Raw genomic sequence first — 16,186 nt, 5'->3', positions numbered from 1 at the left:
TCTCTATATTGGACGCGAATCTGTTCGCGATTTGGCCCAATATACCCAAGCCTGTCGAGTTTTTCAGGGTGAATGGCTGTTATTAGCGCCGGTGTTGGCCAATCGGTACGATCTTGTCCCCATTTGGACCGATTTCCTGCGGCGGTAGCAGGCTGTCAGGCTTGCCGCAATATTCCGCCAGAAACATGGAAAGCTTGTCGACGGGCATTGGCCGGCCGATGAAATAGCCTTGGGCGAATTCCACATGCGGACTGGCGCTCAGCGCCTCCAGGCGCTGGCGTGTTTCGATGCCCTCCACGACGACACGATGGCCGGCGGAGCCGATCAATTCCAGCGCGCGCGGCAGCATGTTGGCGAACAGGCTGCCGTCGGCGGCCATGGCGAAGCTGCGATCGAGCTTGACCCCGTCGATCGGCAATTCGGCCAGCGTGCCGATATTGGAGAAGCCGATGCCGAAGTCGTCGATGAAGGTGCGGATGCCGTGCCGGCGCAGCATCGTCATTTCCTTCTTCACCGACGCGACGTCGAAGCTGTCGGTCTCCACGATTTCGAGCACGTAGTCGAAGCGCGGCTGGATCGTCCCCGGCACCCGTTCTCCGAGCAGCGGGAACAGGAACTCGTAGGAATAGTCGCGCGGGAAGATGTTGAAGGCGACCTGCAGCTGGCATTCCTCGGGGATATGGTCTGCAAGCTCCGCCTTGGCCTTGGCGATGACGATCTCCGTGAACCTGCGGGTCAGGCCGCGCATCTGGATCACGGGCAGGAATTGGTCGGGATACACTTGCTGTCCGTCGATGTCGCGCCAGCGCGCCAAAACCTCCAGCCCCACGATCTTGCCGGTCGCAACCTCCATGACCGGTTGATAGGCGCAGTTTACGGTTTCGAAGCCGAGATTGCGCACGAAGCGCTCCTCGAAAGACCAGTAGCGGCGCATCCGTCTTTCGACATATCGGCTCGATGCCGAACCGCAAATGGCACCGATCAATACGAAGGCGATGAGTTGCGGCAGAAAGGCGGGCAGGGCCTGGGCAAGCGGCTGGTGTACCGTTACGCAAAACAGGCCAAGGTCGCCGCAGCGGCTGATTTGAAGGGCCATGTCGCCGAATGAAAATCCGGCTTGCTCGTCCCTCAGTGCCTCATGCAGTCCTGTAGTACCCCCTCTATGAATGGCAGCACCGGAAAGCAGTGTCATGACCACTTCGTAGTCGAGGCTTTCCTTCGATATCGCCGGGCCAACGGCGCTCGCTGCCGGAATGACGACGAGAAAGCCGCCCCGTCCGACCAGCGAGCCGGTTTCTCCCGGGAGCCCAAGGCCGGATTGCGGGCGGTCGAACCAGATCTCGATGCCGTAGGGCGTGTCTTCCGCGGCGACATCGGGTGCGCCGAAGCTCACCGGCGTGGCGAGCCTGCCCGAGTTTGCCGAACAAACGACATTTCCGCCCTCGCTATAGAGGATCGTGTTGATGCCATCCGGCAGAAAGGCGGCCTTGCGCATGTATTCGAGGAAAGCCGGGCCACAGGGCTCGGATGGCGGTTGTTTGTTGAGAATGTCGAGCAGCTCGATGGCGGTACGGCTGAAACGCGCATGCTCTTCAAGCAGCATATCGCCGCGCGCCTTCAGGTCTTCGCGCGCATCCAGGACGATATAGAAGATGCCTGCTGAAATGACGCTGCAGCTGACGGCTATCCAGATGGCCGTGGCGATCAGCCTGAGCTGCCGCGCGGAAAGGAACAGCTTTGCCAAAACCGTCATGACAGTCTTGCGAGCCCCCGCTGGATTGTCCTTGCGATAGCAAAGCGCGGAACGTCTGAAGAAACGCTTACGAGTAACGGGAAAAGGGCATCGATCCCTTACAGCCATTCAAAACTGCGCGCCTTGCCGGACCGCAGGGCAAAGAAACCCGCCTGTCTGTCCGCTTTGCCAGGGCGTTGCTGGATCTGTTTCCGGGACGTGGCATTTCAAAAAGCGGCATTGGTGTTTTCTTGCCGAGGCGGGGGGCTGCACAAATCTCGAACGATCAGGGGTCGGCATGAAGTTCGTCGGCGGCGCCTGGTTGCGGAACCTGCCGACCGGCAATCGGTCGGTTTCCGTCGCGTGGACCTCGTGCCAACATCGGCTCCGCGGGGAGGCCAGTCTTGACGAATGCCGCCAGTTGATCCGCCGTCATTGGCCGGCCGATGAAGTAGCCCTGCATGCTGTCCACCTTGGGGCTTGAACACAGCGTATCGAAGCGCCTTTTCGTTTCGACACCTTCCACGATGACCTTGTGGCCGGCCGAGACGACAAGTTCGAGCGCATTCGGCAGCATTCTTCCAAGCAGGCTTGCTTCATTTGCCATGGCGAAGCTGCGGTCGAGTTTCACTCCGTCAAGGGGCAGGGCGGCCAGGTTGCCGATATTGGCATAGCCGACACCGAAGTCGTCGATATAGGTCTCGATGCCCTTGGCGCGCAGCGCCAGCATTTCCCTTGAAATCCCGGGAATGTCGACGCCTTCGGTTTCGACGATTTCGACTGCGTATGTGAGGGTTCCGCCTCCTTTCAGCTCCAGCGGATCGCCCAGCAGCGGATAGAGGAAGTCGTAGCGGTAGTCATGTGGGCTGACATTGATCGAGAGGCGGAAATCGCCCGAGAATACGAGCGTTTCGAGTATTGCCGCACGGGCGTTTTCCACCACGAGTTTCGTAAGTTTGCGGCCCTCGCCCCGCCGGCGGACGATCGGCAGGAAACGCTCCGGCGTCACCAGCGTGCCGTCCGCATCTCGCCAGCGGGCCAGGGCTTCGGCACCCACGATCCGTGTGCCGCCGGCCGACAGGATGGGCTGAAGCAGGCAAGTCACATGACCGGCATGGAAACCACGCAGGAAGCGGTTTTCGAAGGAACAGTAGCGCTCGATGGTCCGCGCGCCCTTGCGTCGCCCGAGATATCCGACGATCAGTGCCAGGCCGGCAATCGCGAAACCGGCGAGCGGGCTCTTCTCGACGGCGTCGGCGATCGACGTGCGCGAAATGACGCAATGAAAGTCGGACCGGCCGCATACGGCGATGGCGAGCGTCAGGTCTTCAAACCGCAAGCCAAGTTCGCCGCTGGCGGACAACTCACGATACAGGGCGGGTCGGCCGGACCTGTGAAGGACTTTCCCGTCGCCCTTGAAGACCACCTCGTATTCGTATCTGGCTGGCGGTATGTCCGCCGCTTCGGTTTCCGGAACGATCACAATGAAGCCGTCCCGACGGATCAAGGTGCCGATCATGTCCGGAAATCCGAGCAGGCTCTGGTTCCTGCCCAGCCAGAAGTCGGCTTTATAGGAGTTTTCGCTGGCGGCTATGTCGGGCTCGCCCAGCCTGGCGGAATCCTGCAGGGCCCCCGGCACGGTCGCGCATTCGATGCGGTCGCCTGCGCCAAAGGCGATCGCATTGATCTTGTCAGGCATGAAAGCCACCCTGTTCAGCCCCTCCTGGAAGGAGCGTCCGCAAGGCGGCCCGCCGACTTCCGCCTTGAGGCGGTCAAGGATGGCGAGGGCGCTGTCCGTCGCTCGGTCATAGATGCCAAGCAGGTCGTCGTTTTGCCGGCGCAGGTCAGCGCGCAGATATTCGGTCGATATGAATACGGCAGCCAGCACTGTGGACAGCGTGCAGGCGATGAAAACGAAGCCGAGGACAAATCCTCGACCGCGTTTTGTCCCGATCGCCTGTTTCCACAGTGTCATATGGTCCCCGCAATACCACCTTGAGATCGCCTGATGTCTCCGTGGCATGAAACCCTATCGCACCCCATGAACCAGTGCGATGGAGTGGTGGGCTTTTGATGGAGGCGACAGGTAAGAATTGCTTCCGGAAATTTTGGCGGATCGCATGGTTTTTATTGATTTGTTTTTCAATATATTATGAGTGATGAATTTTATTTATTAAGTTACTGTATATGACGATTGCAAATTGGATGATAATAGTAATTTTGGTGCCGAATTTGTATAAGTGCCCGTTTTTAGTTCTGTTCTTGCGTAGCAATTCGTATCGGTGTGGCGCGTAACGCTCACTGTGGCGTGACGTTTCGCTTCTCGGAGCTGACTTGGCTGGATACTATACACCGTGCTGCCGAGGGACGGGCAGGTTCCCTTCCGTTCGCTAACCGAGGCCGCATTGCAATCAATTTTTCGCGATTATGTTTCGTAAGTAAAATTATCCATTGGTAGCGGAAATCGAGGCCTATTCGGAAAGCGCGATCACGCGGGCGTCAACCTATGCCGGCGCCGCGTTTCGCGCATATGCGCAACCCTGATTCCAGGCTGGCCTCTTGCTGCTGCATCTGGTCACGCGATGCGCTTGTTAGTATACCGCAGTCGCCGGCTGCGCCGGCCTCCCGGCTTCGTGAAAGGTCTCGGGGAGCGCGAATGAGCGGATTTCGGCGGATGCGGATCGCCGAATGCCGAATATCCGGAGGCGGAATGCCGACGATCCGAGTTCAAATCAGGGCCCCGGAAATCGAGGCCAAGCGCATTTCCGAAGTGCTGGAACGAGCCTTCGAGGATGAGGGCAATCCGGTCACCGTCTACGAAACGAAGGCCGACGGATCCGAATGGGCCGCCGAAATCCTGCTGTTCGACATGGCAGCGGAAGAGGCCGCGGACTGTGTGCGCGATCGTGTCGGTTCGGATGCCTTCGCCGCGCCCGTGGAGGCCGAGGAACTTCCGGAAGAAAACTGGGTCGAAAAGAGCCTTGAGGGTCTGAAGCCGGTGCGCGCCGGCAGGTTCTTCGTGCATGGTTCCCATGACCGCGACAAGCGCCCGGCGAATGCGCTGGCGATCGAGGTGGAAGCCGCCCTTGCCTTCGGCACCGGTCATCATGGCACGACGGCCGGCTGTCTGATGGAACTCGATCGGCTACTCGACCGGAGATCCTATAGCCGAGTCCTGGATCTCGGCACCGGCACCGGTGTGCTCGGCATCGGCATCGCCATGAAGACCAGGCGTCCGGTCATCGCGACGGATATCGATCCGATTGCGACGGAAACAGCGGCGGAAAATTCAAGAAAGAACGGCGTGGGCGCGTTGGTGACCTGTTTTACCGCCGCCGGTGTCGACGACCGTCGCTTTGCGGACTACGGCCCCTTCGATCTGGTGGTGGCGAATATCCTGGCAAAGCCGCTTGTTCGCATGGCGGCCCCTGTTTCCCGTCGGATGCGGCGCGAGGCGACCCTTGTCCTCTCCGGCCTGCGCATCGAAGACGGGCCGAGGATCATTTCCGCCTATGGCATGCAGGGCTTTCGCCTGGTGCGCCGCCGCGCCATCGAGGGCTGGCTGACGCTCGTGCTCACGCGAGGTCGGATCGGTGCATGAACTCATTGAGTTCAAAACAAAAAAGCGGGGCTGAATGGCCCCGCTTCTTTGAAGTCGGCGAAGTGGCTGGCGTCAGAAGATGCCGTTGATGCCGCCTTCGCGCTCGAGTTCGCGGCGGTCATAGCCGTAGGAGGCCAGCGTCGCGTCGTCGAGCGAAAGCAGATATCCGTTGACATAGCGGCGGGCCTGACGCTCCCGCGCGGTGATCATCCGGTTGAAAGCCTTGTGAATCAGCCCCTTGCCGTTGGCGCGGGACACACCGATACCGGTGGTGGTGGCGATGGCCATTGTTCGTCTCCGTTCGAGGTTTCTCTGTTACAGAGCTTCCTCCCTCAAACTCTGTCAGAGAGTATGGTGACTGGAGTTCTGCTTCGGAAGTCCCTTATCCGCATGACAGGCTTGCGTTTTTCGCATGTGCTAGCAGATATGTTGCAATGCAATATTCATAAACCTGTGCCGCAGATTCATACGGTCGCCGAATTGGTGGATGCTCGCCGGAATCGGTTTCCCCGAAGCCGAAACTGATTTAGCGTCGCCAACATGTTTCAGTCCTTCGACAGCGTGAACGACCCCTCCCGCGGCTCCGCGCGTTGCGCGGCTCTGCGGGCCGAACTCGCCCGCCTGGGCCTCGACGGATTTCTGGTGCCGCGCGCCGATGCGCATCAGGGGGAATATGTGCCGCCCTCCGATTGCCGCTTGCAGTGGCTGACCGGTTTCGCAGGTTCGGCTGGTCTTGCGGTTGTTCTTGCCGAAAAGGCGGCGATCTTCGTCGACGGCCGCTACACGATCCAGGTTCGCGAGCAGGTCGATACCTTGGTTTTCGAGCCGGTCCACCTTATCGATACGCCGCCGCCGGAATGGCTCAGGGGCGAACTGAAGCCGGGCCAGAAGCTTGGCTACGATCCCATGCTGCATACGGTCGCCGCCGTGCGCCGCCTCGCGAGGGCATGCGAGGCGGTGGGCGCGGAACTCGTCGCGGTCGGAGAAAATCCGGTCGACCGGATCTGGGAGGATCGCCCGGCGCCGCCACTCGGTGCGGTTGTCCGTCACCCCGACGAACTGGCCGGAGAACCGGCGGAGCGGAAAATCGCTCGCATTGCCACGGAAGTTTCAGCAAAAGGCGCCGATGTCGCCGTGCTGACACAGCCGGATTCGATCGCGTGGCTGTTCAATATCCGGGGCAGCGATGTCGAGCATACGCCGTTGCCGCTTTCCTTTGCGCTGCTGCCCGCAGCCGGCAAGCCGCTGCTTTTCATCGACGGGCGAAAGCTTACCAACGCGCTGCGCGATCATCTGAGCGACCTCTGCGAAATCGAGGAGCCGGGCAGCCTCGTATCGGCGCTCTCCCGGCTGGGCAGGGCCGGCAAGCGTGTGATGCTCGACCCGGAATGGGCAGGAGATGCGCTTGCGCGAGCCGTGCTGGATGCCGGTGGCGAGGTGCATGAGGCCGCTGATCCGGTCCTGCTGCCCAAGGCAATCAAGAATGCGGTCGAGATCGAAGGCGCGCGGACAGCGCATCGGCGGGATGGTGCGGCCTTCGCTCGTTTTTTGGCCTGGTTCGACCGTACGATTGCGCAAAACCCGCTGGACGAGATCGCGGTCGCCGAAGCGCTGGAAGGCTTTCGCCGTGAGACCGGATTGTTGAAGGATATTTCCTTCGACACGATCTCGGCTGCCGGCCCCCATGCGGCGATACCGCACTACCGGGTCAGCCGGGCGAGCAGCCTGCAGATTCCCCAGGACAGCCTCTTCCTGATCGATTCCGGTGGCCAGTACGAGGACGGCACCACCGATATCACCCGCACCATCGCCGTTGGCGATGTGCCGGAAGAACAGAAGCGCCATTTCACGCTGGTGCTGAAAGGGCATATCGCAATTGCCACCGCCCGTTTCCCGCAGGGCACGACAGGCGCGCAGCTGGACACGCTGGCACGCAGCGCACTTTGGCAGGCAGGCCACGATTTCGATCACGGCACCGGACACGGTGTCGGCTCGTATCTTTCGGTCCACGAAGGTCCGCAACGGATCGCCAAGACCGGTACAGTCGCCCTGAAGCCGGGCATGATCCTGTCCAACGAACCGGGCTACTACAAGGACGGCAGCCACGGCATCCGGATCGAAAACCTGGAACTGGTGACCGAGGCGAGCGCGATCCCTGGTGGAGACCGGCCAATGCTCGGCTTCGAGGCCCTGACGCTTGCCCCCATCGATCGCCGCCTGGTCGTGAAGGGCATGCTCACTCCGGGGGAGGTCGACTGGCTGAACCGCTATCACGCGAAAGTGCTCAGGGAAATTCGCCCGCTTGTCGATGAGACGACCGGGAGATGGCTCGACGAGGCAACATCTCCGCTATAACTCGTGCCTGTAATTCAGGGGGATCCGGTTCCCCCAAGGGACGTGTATTAGAGGAATCCGATGCGCCTTTTTGATGCGCTGATTGCACCCTTTTGGATCGCACAACTGGCGACCGGGGCGAAGTCCTTTTGCGACAATCCATTCATCGGCAGCCAGCGGCTCAATCGGATGGGCCTGCATCGCCGCCGTATTCTGCTTGCAGAAAAGATGGCCGGCCATCGACGGCGACGTTTGTCGCATCTGGTTGCGACAGATGATGCCGAAGCCTTCGCGCGTGACGGCTTCATCGTCAGGGAAAACGCGCTGCCAAGCGACGTATTCGCGCGGCTGCGCGACGAGGTCGAAAGCGGGATCTTTCGCGCAACCGAAATGAAGCAGGGGAATGCCGTGACCCGCTTCATTCCGCTCTCTCCCGGGGTGCTTGCGCACAAGAAGGAACTTGCCGCCTTTGTCGGCGGCCCTCTATTTCAGGGAGGCCTGCGTTATGTCGCCTCCACGAACGGTGACCCGATCACCTATCTGCATACGGTTTTGACGGAGCCGCGAAAGGGCAGGCCGGATCCTCAGACGGCCTTTCATTCCGACACTTTCCATGCCACGGCGAAAGCCTGGCTCTTCCTGCGCGATGTCGAGGAGGCGGACGGGCCCTTCGTTTACGTGCCCGGCTCGCATCGGCTGACGTCCGGCAGGCTGGCCTGGGAACAGGCGCAGGCGGAGGATGCGTCGGCAAATCCCGATCGCCTCCATGCGCGAGGCTCCTTCCGCGCCGGGCCTGGCGAGATCGAGGCGATGGGATACAGCGCGCCGAGATCTTTTGCAGTGCCGGCAAATACGCTGGTCATCGCCGATACTCACGGCTTCCATGCCCGGGGAAAGAGCCTGCGTCCTTCGACGAGGGTGGCCATCTATGGCTCGCTGCGGCGCAATCCATTCCTGCCCTGGTGCGGTTTGGATCCCTTGATGTTGCCCGGTCTCAGGGGCAGGCAGGCCGAGCTATACGAAGCGCTGCAAGCGGCGCGTGCGCGGTTGCAGAAACGCCAGCCGCCGCTTGTCGATGTCGGAGAGGTTCGACCGGGCGATCCGGCGCGCCGCTGATGCTCTTGCCCGGCTGACAGCGTTTGCCTCAGCCGATGAGTGCGCGAATGGCCAGGAGCGTGCCGACGCCGATTGCGATACAGGCCAGCAGTGGTAGGCGTAGTGCGGCCAGTGCCGTAACTGCCGCGGCACCGGTTTCGGCAGGTCCGGTAGCGAGCGCCGTCGGCGCGATCACTGCCATAAGCACGGCCGGAGGAACCGCCTGAAGCGCTGCCTCCCCGCGTCTGGACAGCCGAACGCGGGAGAGCAGAAGCGGGCCGCCGATCCGCGTCAGATATGTGAAGGCGGCCATTCCGAAGATGGCAAGCAGTGTCGCGGCGTCGAGGCTCATTGCACGCATTCCCCTTCCTCGATTGTGTCGGGCCGGGCGGTGTCATTCCCCGCGTCGGCGGCAAGGGCTGCGACCACGACACCGGCCAGGGCGCCGGCAGCGACATACCAGGCGCCTTCAATCACATGGTGGGTGGCGATGGCGGACAATGCGCTGGCCAGCAAGACTGCGCCGGTTTTCGCACCCTTCCAGAACCCCATCACCAGGCAGATGAAGACCGCGGGAAAGACGAAATCGAATCCGAACCGCGATGGATCGCCGAGAGCCGCTCCGATCATCGATCCGGCGGTCGTAGTCGAAACCCAGGCGAAATAGAGCGGCGCGGCGAGGCCGGCGAAGAAGGCCGGCGCCAAGGGCATGCCGAGCGCTCGCTTTTCGGCCATCGCCCAGATTTCATCGGCGAGAAAGAACAGCGCGACATATTTCTGCCAGCCCCGGAATTCCCGCAGCTTGGGCGAAATCGAGGCACCCATGAGAATGTGACGCAGGTTCACAAGTAGGGCGGAAAAGGCAATTGCCATGATCGCCACGGGTTGCTGCCAGATGTCGATCGCCACGAATTGGGAGCCGCCGGCAAAGACGGTCGCGCTCATGAGAGCGATCTCCAGGCTTGAAAGTCCTCTTTGCGCCGCGACCGCGCCAAAGAGCAAGCCGATCGGCACGGCGGCGATGACGATGGGGGCGATTGCGGTGGCGCCGGCAGTAAATTCGGCGGCAATCGATCTCCGTGGCGGGGCGGGCATCAGCATGCGGGCTATCTCCTCGGGAGCAAGGATATAGCCCCCGGACAGGGCGATTTCTTGGATGAAATTGCTTCGCTCAGGCCCGAAAGGCGCCCGGAGTCACGCCGTAGCGTGCCTTGAACAGGCGGTTCAGATGGCTCTGGTCGTAGAAGCCGCAGCTTGCGGCGACCTCGGCCGGCGCCCCGCCTTTTGCAAGCATGCGCCGCGCCGCGCGGACCCTGACATCGGTCAGGAAGGCATGCGGGGTGAAGCCGGTCTCCCGCTTGAAGGCGCGGACGAGGTGCGAGCGCGTCAGGCCTGCGACGCCGGTCAATGTTTCGAGGTCGACGTCTTCGGCGAAATGCTCCGACAGGAAATCCTTCGCCCGTGCGACCGGCTCCCGCTCCGGGCCAACCATGGGAGCCGGCTCGATATCGCCGTACCGGGCAAGCAGACAGGCATAGATGCGATGCATGCCCTCATCCTGCTCCAACCGCCCGGAGCCCGCTTCAAGCAGCCGGTGCACGCGTGAAAATGCCATGGCCATTTCCGGATCGTGCGACAGAGAAACCTTGAAGAACGGCGTTGCCGAGACCTCCCGGTCCAGCATGTCGGAGGCGACTTTCCGCATCAGCGGCACGGAGGGGTAGGTCATCCGGTAGCTGTAGCCTTCGCCGAAGGGTTCGCCGTCGTGCAATTCGTCCGGATTGACCAGGCAGATGTCGCCGGGTCCGGCATATTCGTCTTTGCCGCGGATGTGATAACGCTCGCACCCGGCTTCGATGGTGCCCACTACATAGGTTTCGTGGGTATGCGGGGCGTATGCGTGAATACGAAAGGTCGCCGAAAGGCACTCCAGTCCATCGAAACGCGGCGCGCGCCAGAAGGCGGCCCGCTCGCCATCGGCAAGCGGGGTATCGGCAAGAGCGGCGGCCTGGGTCAGGTAATCCATCGTCTCAAGGATAGCCGGATCGTGGGCGATCGTCTTGGATGGAATTGCGCATTCCGGACAGGTCGGCGAACGCGCTTACGCTACGTCGAGCACATATCCGTGCGAATTGATCCGCAAGCAAAGGGGCCGGCAAGGGCGCACGTGCCTTCAGGAGATACGACACGGTTACCCGTGGGCAGAAGCAGTTCGCCCGGGGCGATTCCACTCAAGCACGGCTGAAGGAATCTCGGCCCCGTCGAAGCGGGGGCAATGAGGTGTCTGTCGTCAGGTCGGCAGGCCAAAAGGTTCGGCGAAGGCGGGTTTGGCCTGACGATGCTCCCGCGCCCTCAGAAATCCACCCTTTCCCTGAGGAAGTCGAGAACGTCCTTTTGTACGGATTTAAATTCCAGCAATCCGTGTTTGTCCGCCAATGCTCCATCCCTGTACACGATGGACTTGCTGCCATTGCCGGAATTCAAGAATTGCGCACAGTCGCCTTTGGTCCATTTATTTTGGTACCACGGGTCTCGCTCGCCAACGAGGGTTAAGACGGGTTCATTTTCGGGAGCACCGACCCCACGGTATTCCGGCCAGGGCGCTTGACATGTCCAGCTTTCCGCAACCCTGGCCCGAACTTGTTGCTGTCTGTTCTGGGGTTCAAAAGTTACGGCAACCAAGGCCCCCTCGCTGAACCCCATCAGAACAATGTTCCTGTCATCGACAATGGAAATCTTCCGCGCCATTTCAATCGCGTAACCGGCGTCATTCCGTCGTAACACCACGGTGCCGCGAAACAGGCCTCCCTCGTGGGTTTCCACGTTGCAGGAGCGAGGGTATGTTTCGCGAGCCAGACTGGCCGGTGCGATGACAAGAAAACCATTGTCTGCAAGGAACTTTATTCGCCTGTGGGTGCCCGGCCAAATCCCGCTACAGCCGTGCATGTAAATGACAGTCGGCAGCTTTCGGCTGATCCCCGTTGACTGCTGCCGCAGGTCGTCGGTTGTCACCTGTCTGGACTGTCCCGTTCCGGCAGGAACCCGAACGATGGCCGCCCGCCAGGTTCGCTCCAGTTCAAGCGGATCGTCCCAGTGCTTCCACGAAAGATCCGCCGGGGCGGAGAATATCTTCGAACTGTTGTGCAGGCCGCGGTCCTGTGAAAATGCGGGAGCAGACAGCACCATTGCGCCAAGAAGCGCAATCGCCGCTCCAATGTGCGCAACTCTCTTGCGGTGAGTTGAAGGCAATTGTGCAACCTCCGTCGCCAAGCCGGTGGGTGTCGATAGCAAAACCGGGTTCCATTGAATTCAAAATATATGTGAATTTCTGGTACGTAAAATTACATCGGCTTTGTGGATAGCTGCGTATCGCATCCGCGCGAACTGGATCTTCCCGGGATCAGCGCGTGTCGGATCAAGCGCTTTGCGTATTTTATCTTCTATACCGAACGGACTGACCATTTCGACATCCTGCGCGTCTTGCATGGCGAGCGGGATATACCGGCATGGATGCAGCGCGCGGACAATCAAGTCTATTTATGCTCTTCCTTCTCCGCCGCAATCAGGGCGGAATTGAAGTACCTGAGCGCCCGGACATGGCTCGCATAGCCGACAATGCGCATGGGGTCGGCGCTGTCGATGACGGGGAGACGGCTTGCTCCTGATTTGTCGAACAGCTTGAGCGCGGCCTCCAGCGTGTCGGTTGGCCGAAGCGATGGTCCGCCAGATTCAGGATCGAATGTCTCGCTTCCCGCGTCTTCCGGCACCGGCTCCAGAAAGTCGGCCACGCGCACGATCCTGACCAGCCAGCGATGGGCGCCCTCCTGCAGCATCACGCCGCGCATTTCGAGCTGCCAGTGGAAATATGACCGGCCATGGACCGCCTGGTTGATGCCGGTCGAGATCGACACCGCGATCAGCAGTGCGATGGATAGCGCGTAGCCGCCCGTCAGTTCGAAAACGATCATCGTGGTGGAAAACGGGGCGCCCAGAACGGCGGCGGCGACCGCACCCATGCCAAGGATTGCGTAGAGTCCGTGCGACGAAGCCAGTTCCGGGAAGGCGGCCGCGGCGATCAGGCCGAACGCGCCGCCGGTCATTGCGCCGAGATACAGGGAGGGAGAAAAGATCCCGCCGCCGAAACGCGAGGCGAGCGTGATCGCCGTTGCGGCCGTCTTGGCGAAAAGCAGGGCCAACATGACGGCAAGCGGCAACTGATGCTTGAGCGCGGCGTCTGTGGCCTCGTAACCGACACCAAGGACCTCCGGGAAGAAGACACCGATCCCTCCGACCGCCAGACCTCCGACGACAGGCCTTAGCCAAAGAGGCATGGTGATGTTGCGCGCCACCCAGTCGGTTCCGATCAGGGCAAACTGGAAGATCACCGCGACAGCGGCGCAAGTGAGGCCGAGCAGGGCGAAGGCCGGAAGCTCCAGATAGGAGGTGATCTGATATTGCGGAATGACGAAGGCTGCGATGTCGCCGAACCAAAGGCGTGAAAGCAGCGTTCCAAGCGCCGAAGAAATCACGATCGGCACGAACGCGCTCATTGCGTAGTGGCCGAGCACGACTTCATGGGCAAAGAGAACGCCGGCGATCGGGGCGTTGAAGGACGCGGAAACCGCTCCGGCGACGCCGCAGGCCAGCAGGATGCGGCGGGCGGAATCGGGCAGCCGCAGCGCCTGGCACAGCGCCATTGCCAGCGTCGCGCCAAGATGCACCACGGGGCCCTCGCGTCCGGCACTCGCCCCGCTGCCGAGCGAAACGACCGTCAGGCCAGCAGAGGAAAGTCCGCCCCAGAACGATAGCCCCTTGCCGCCATGCGCCCGGGCTTCGATCACGTCGGCGACGCCGAAGGCGCGCTGCTTCGGCTGGAATTTCTCGAGCCAGATACCGACGATGAGACCGCCGACGGCGGGCGCTAGCAGGATGATCCACCAGGGCTGGCTTGAGGCCGCGCTGACGATCTGCTCGCTCATCGTGCCGAGCCAGGGCAATTGAACCAGGCCTATTCCGATCCGGAAAAGGATTGCGGCGAGAGCCACAAGCACGCCGATCAGAACCGCGAGGCCCCAGAGAAGCGGTTGCCTGGTGGACAGAAAATGCTTGAAATTCGGCTCCACCCAGCGCCGGGCAACGCGGATGAGGTGTCGGGCCGAGCGGCGCAGTGGGGGCATAGGGCGAATTCTTGTTGGCGCGGAGGCATTTCAGCGTTCTTTGCAACAGCTTATAGCGAGCCTGCGTCAATGGGGAAGGGGCGATGCCGGGTTCGTGCCGGCGTCACTTCTTTTTTAGGCCGATGCTGCGGCCAAGCCGCTCGGGGCGGCCAAGCCCGTCATGTGCCTGCTTCATGCGGGCAAGTCGCTCCATGACATCAGCCGGCCATGGCGCAACCCTGCGTGCCGCCATGTCGACATGAAGGGTGACCTGCTCGGACGTCGCAGAAAGGAAACCGTCGGCTGCGTGGTGTAGTTCCTGATAGAAATGCGCCCGCTTCTCGTCGAAATCGATCATCTGCACGCTTGCACGCACAGGGTCGCCGAGCTTGAGCTCACGGACATAGCAAAGATGCACCTCGGCGGTGAAGAAAGAGGCGTTTCGCCGCCGGACATAGTCCGGGCCAAGGCCAAGCGCGAGGAATGCTTCGTCGATGCATGTGTCGAAAAGCACGTTGTAGTAAGCCATGTTCAGATGACCGTTATAGTCGATCCACTCAGGCTTCACTTCCTGCCTCGAGCCGATGAAGGGGGCATGGAAAAATGCATCGTCGGTCATCTCGGTGATCCATCGGCGGCAACATGGCGCGCTTGAAGTCTTTTGCCTTCAATACGCGTTTTGCTAGTCTGTTTCGAACGATGCAAGAAGCGTAAAACGCCCTTGCGGCGGCAGGCAACAAGCAGCCGCTGCACTGTGTGGTCCCATGTGGCGTATACCGGCCGGAGGGCTGATCGAAGGGCATGGCCGCACACGGTTTTTCGCACCGGACTTCGGGAGAAACGGAATGTCCCTAGCCTCGCTGCAGGCGGTCGTCGAGCGCGATCAGACGGCAATCGACCTGGTGGTGAAGATCCTGGCGCAGCGATTCGGCGAGCGCTTCAGTCAGGCGAAGGCCTTGCGCGAACAGCATGGCCACACCACGACCTGGCTGCCGAACCAGGCGCCCGACGGCGTCGTCTTCGCCCATTCGACCGAAGAGGTCGCCGAAATCGTTCGCATCTGTGCCGAGCATGGCGTGGCGATCGTGCCTTTCGGCACCGGCTCGTCGCTGGAAGGCCACGTGAATGCGCCGGCCGGCGGCATCTCGGTCGACCTGTCCCAGATGAACGCGGTGCTGGAGGTTCACGCCGAGGATCTGGACTGCCGCGTTCAGGCGGGGGTCACGCGCAAGCAGCTCAACGAATATCTTCGCGATACCGGCCTGTTCTTCCCGATCGATCCGGGCGCGGATGCAAGCCTTGGCGGCATGGCGGCGACGCGCGCGTCCGGCACCAATGCGGTGCGCTACGGTACGATGAAGGACGCGGTGCTGGGGCTCACCGCCGTGATGGCGGATGGCCGGATCATCCATACCGGCGGACGGGCGAAGAAATCTTCGGCCGGATACGACCTCACACGGCTTCTCGTCGGATCGGAAGGCACTCTCGGCATCATAACCGAGCTGACGATCCGCCTGCATGGCATCCCCGAAGCGATTGCCGGCGGCGTATGCTCTTTTGCCGACGTCGAATCGGCCTGCAACGCGGTGATCACCACGATTCAGTGCGGCCTGCCGGTCGCTCGCATCGAATTGCTGGATGCGCTGCAGGTCAGGGCCTGCAACGCCTATTCCAGGCTTGACCTGCCGGAAAGCCCCACCCTTTTCCTGGAATTCCACGGCACGGAGGCGGGCGTGCGCGAGCAGTCGGAGCTGTTCGGCGAGATTGCCGCCGATCACGGCGGCGGCGCTTTCACATGGGCCACCAAGGCGGAGGATCGCAACAAGCTCTGGCAGGCGCGCCATGACGCCTATTGGGCCTCGCTTGGCCTGAGGCCCGGAGCAAAGGGCGTTTCGACCGATGTCTGCGTGCCGATTTCCCGCCTCGCAGAATGCATTCGCGAAACGCGCCGGGATATCGAGGAGATGGGGCTGATTGCGCCCATCGTCGGCCATGTCGGCGACGGCAATTTCCACGTTCTCGTGCTGGTCGATGTCGATGACGCCGACGAAGTCGAGCGCGCCGAGCAATTTGTGGAGAGGCTGAACTGGCGCGCCATAGACATGGAAGGTACATGTACCGGCGAGCATGGTGTCGGTCAGGGCAAGATGAAATATCTGGAGCGCGAGCATGGCGCCGGCCTCGATGTGATGCGTACGATCAAGAAGGCGCTCGATCCCAGGGGTATCCTGAACCCGGGCAAGGTTGTCCTGGTCGACTGAGGACAAA

General features: G+C 61.5%; 13 protein-coding genes. 4 read left to right on the top strand and 9 right to left on the bottom strand.

Annotated features, from left to right (window positions below):
- Positions 1–82 precede the first annotated feature (82 nt).
- Together H2509_RS11750 and H2509_RS11745 are read right to left on the bottom strand one after the other, a co-directional pair.
- Complete coding sequence (locus H2509_RS11750) at positions 83–1,753, bottom strand: EAL domain-containing protein (protein WP_182165477.1); 1,671 nt, start codon at positions 1,751–1,753, stop codon at positions 83–85.
- 265 nt (positions 1,754–2,018) lie between these two features.
- Positions 2,019–3,707, bottom strand: coding sequence for an EAL domain-containing protein (locus H2509_RS11745; protein ID WP_182165475.1), 1,689 nt, complete (start codon positions 3,705–3,707; stop codon positions 2,019–2,021).
- Between the two features lie 735 nt (positions 3,708–4,442).
- On the opposite strand from H2509_RS11745, the gene H2509_RS11740 reads away from it, so the two are divergent.
- Positions 4,443–5,333 carry a 50S ribosomal protein L11 methyltransferase gene (locus H2509_RS11740; RefSeq protein WP_182165473.1) on the top strand — a complete coding sequence of 297 codons (891 nt, stop codon included), beginning with the start codon at positions 4,443–4,445 and terminating at the stop codon, positions 5,331–5,333.
- Between the two features lie 72 nt (positions 5,334–5,405).
- Here the strand turns inward: H2509_RS11740 and H2509_RS11735 are convergent, their stop codons facing one another.
- Entirely contained in the window at positions 5,406–5,621 is a 216-nt protein-coding gene (locus H2509_RS11735; RefSeq protein ID WP_182165471.1) for a hypothetical protein, read from the bottom strand.
- Positions 5,622–5,873: 252 nt separating this feature from the next.
- Between H2509_RS11735 and H2509_RS11730 the strand changes: the two genes are divergently transcribed.
- Positions 5,874–7,688 carry an aminopeptidase P family protein gene (locus tag H2509_RS11730; RefSeq protein ID WP_182165469.1) on the top strand — a complete coding sequence of 605 codons (1,815 nt, stop codon included), beginning with the start codon at positions 5,874–5,876 and terminating at the stop codon, positions 7,686–7,688.
- Positions 7,689–7,748: 60 nt separating this feature from the next.
- Positions 7,749–8,783 (top strand): phytanoyl-CoA dioxygenase family protein, encoded by a 1,035-nt coding sequence (locus H2509_RS11725; protein WP_182165467.1) that lies wholly within the window; start codon positions 7,749–7,751, stop codon positions 8,781–8,783.
- Positions 8,784–8,811: 28 nt separating this feature from the next.
- Here the strand turns inward: H2509_RS11725 and H2509_RS11720 are convergent, their stop codons facing one another.
- The 6 genes from H2509_RS11720 to H2509_RS11695 form a co-directional block, all read right to left on the bottom strand.
- The gene (locus H2509_RS11720) at positions 8,812–9,114 is read right to left on the bottom strand and encodes an AzlD family protein (protein WP_182165760.1); all 303 of its coding nucleotides are present in this window, start codon (positions 9,112–9,114) and stop codon (positions 8,812–8,814) included.
- Positions 9,111–9,863 carry an AzlC family ABC transporter permease gene (locus tag H2509_RS11715; RefSeq protein ID WP_235974870.1) on the bottom strand — a complete coding sequence of 251 codons (753 nt, stop codon included), beginning with the start codon at positions 9,861–9,863 and terminating at the stop codon, positions 9,111–9,113. Before H2509_RS11715 ends, H2509_RS11720 begins: the two co-directional genes overlap by 4 nt.
- Before the next feature lie 70 nt (positions 9,864–9,933).
- Complete coding sequence (locus H2509_RS11710; RefSeq protein WP_182165465.1) at positions 9,934–10,788, bottom strand: AraC family transcriptional regulator; 855 nt, start codon at positions 10,786–10,788, stop codon at positions 9,934–9,936.
- Between the two features lie 326 nt (positions 10,789–11,114).
- Positions 11,115–12,032: a dienelactone hydrolase family protein gene (locus H2509_RS11705; protein WP_182165463.1), complete on the bottom strand. Its 918-nt coding sequence runs from the start codon at positions 12,030–12,032 to the stop codon at positions 11,115–11,117.
- Positions 12,033–12,295: 263 nt separating this feature from the next.
- Positions 12,296–13,939: a chloride channel protein gene (locus H2509_RS11700; RefSeq protein ID WP_182165461.1), complete on the bottom strand. Its 1,644-nt coding sequence runs from the start codon at positions 13,937–13,939 to the stop codon at positions 12,296–12,298.
- A 103-nt stretch (positions 13,940–14,042) separates the two neighbouring features.
- Positions 14,043–14,537, bottom strand: a complete 495-nt coding sequence (locus H2509_RS11695; protein WP_182165459.1) for a thioesterase family protein — start codon at positions 14,535–14,537, stop codon at positions 14,043–14,045.
- Positions 14,538–14,763: 226 nt separating this feature from the next.
- On the opposite strand from H2509_RS11695, the gene H2509_RS11690 reads away from it, so the two are divergent.
- Positions 14,764–16,179 carry an FAD-binding oxidoreductase gene (locus tag H2509_RS11690; RefSeq protein ID WP_182165457.1) on the top strand — a complete coding sequence of 472 codons (1,416 nt, stop codon included), beginning with the start codon at positions 14,764–14,766 and terminating at the stop codon, positions 16,177–16,179.
- The last annotated feature ends 7 nt before the right edge of the window (positions 16,180–16,186 follow it).

Origin of the sequence: Stappia albiluteola, assembly GCF_014050225.1 — a bacterium.
Lineage (GTDB): Bacteria > Pseudomonadota > Alphaproteobacteria > Rhizobiales > Stappiaceae > Hongsoonwoonella > Hongsoonwoonella albiluteola.
The sequence above is the reverse complement of the archived record's forward strand: the minus strand, read 5'-3'. Positions and strand labels throughout refer to the sequence as shown.

Excerpts from the sequence above, each read along its gene's own strand:
- H2509_RS11695 (WP_182165459.1), bottom strand. The coding sequence starts at position 14,537 with ATGACCGACGATGCATTTTTCCATGCCCCCTTCATCGGCTCGAGGCAG.
- H2509_RS11700 (WP_182165461.1), bottom strand. The coding sequence starts at position 13,939 with ATGCCCCCACTGCGCCGCTCGGCCCGACACCTCATCCGCGTTGCCCGG.
- H2509_RS11745 (WP_182165475.1), bottom strand. The coding sequence starts at position 3,707 with ATGACACTGTGGAAACAGGCGATCGGGACAAAACGCGGTCGAGGATTT.
- H2509_RS11720 (WP_182165760.1), bottom strand. The coding sequence starts at position 9,114 with ATGAGCCTCGACGCCGCGACACTGCTTGCCATCTTCGGAATGGCCGCC.
- H2509_RS11750 (WP_182165477.1), bottom strand. The coding sequence starts at position 1,753 with ATGACGGTTTTGGCAAAGCTGTTCCTTTCCGCGCGGCAGCTCAGGCTG.
- H2509_RS11740 (WP_182165473.1), top strand. The coding sequence starts at position 4,443 with ATGCCGACGATCCGAGTTCAAATCAGGGCCCCGGAAATCGAGGCCAAG.
- H2509_RS11715 (WP_235974870.1), bottom strand. The coding sequence starts at position 9,863 with ATGCTGATGCCCGCCCCGCCACGGAGATCGATTGCCGCCGAATTTACT.
- H2509_RS11735 (WP_182165471.1), bottom strand. The coding sequence starts at position 5,621 with ATGGCCATCGCCACCACCACCGGTATCGGTGTGTCCCGCGCCAACGGC.
- H2509_RS11710 (WP_182165465.1), bottom strand. The coding sequence starts at position 10,788 with ATGGATTACCTGACCCAGGCCGCCGCTCTTGCCGATACCCCGCTTGCC.
- H2509_RS11725 (WP_182165467.1), top strand. The coding sequence starts at position 7,749 with ATGCGCCTTTTTGATGCGCTGATTGCACCCTTTTGGATCGCACAACTG.
- H2509_RS11730 (WP_182165469.1), top strand. The coding sequence starts at position 5,874 with ATGTTTCAGTCCTTCGACAGCGTGAACGACCCCTCCCGCGGCTCCGCG.
- H2509_RS11690 (WP_182165457.1), top strand. The coding sequence starts at position 14,764 with ATGTCCCTAGCCTCGCTGCAGGCGGTCGTCGAGCGCGATCAGACGGCA.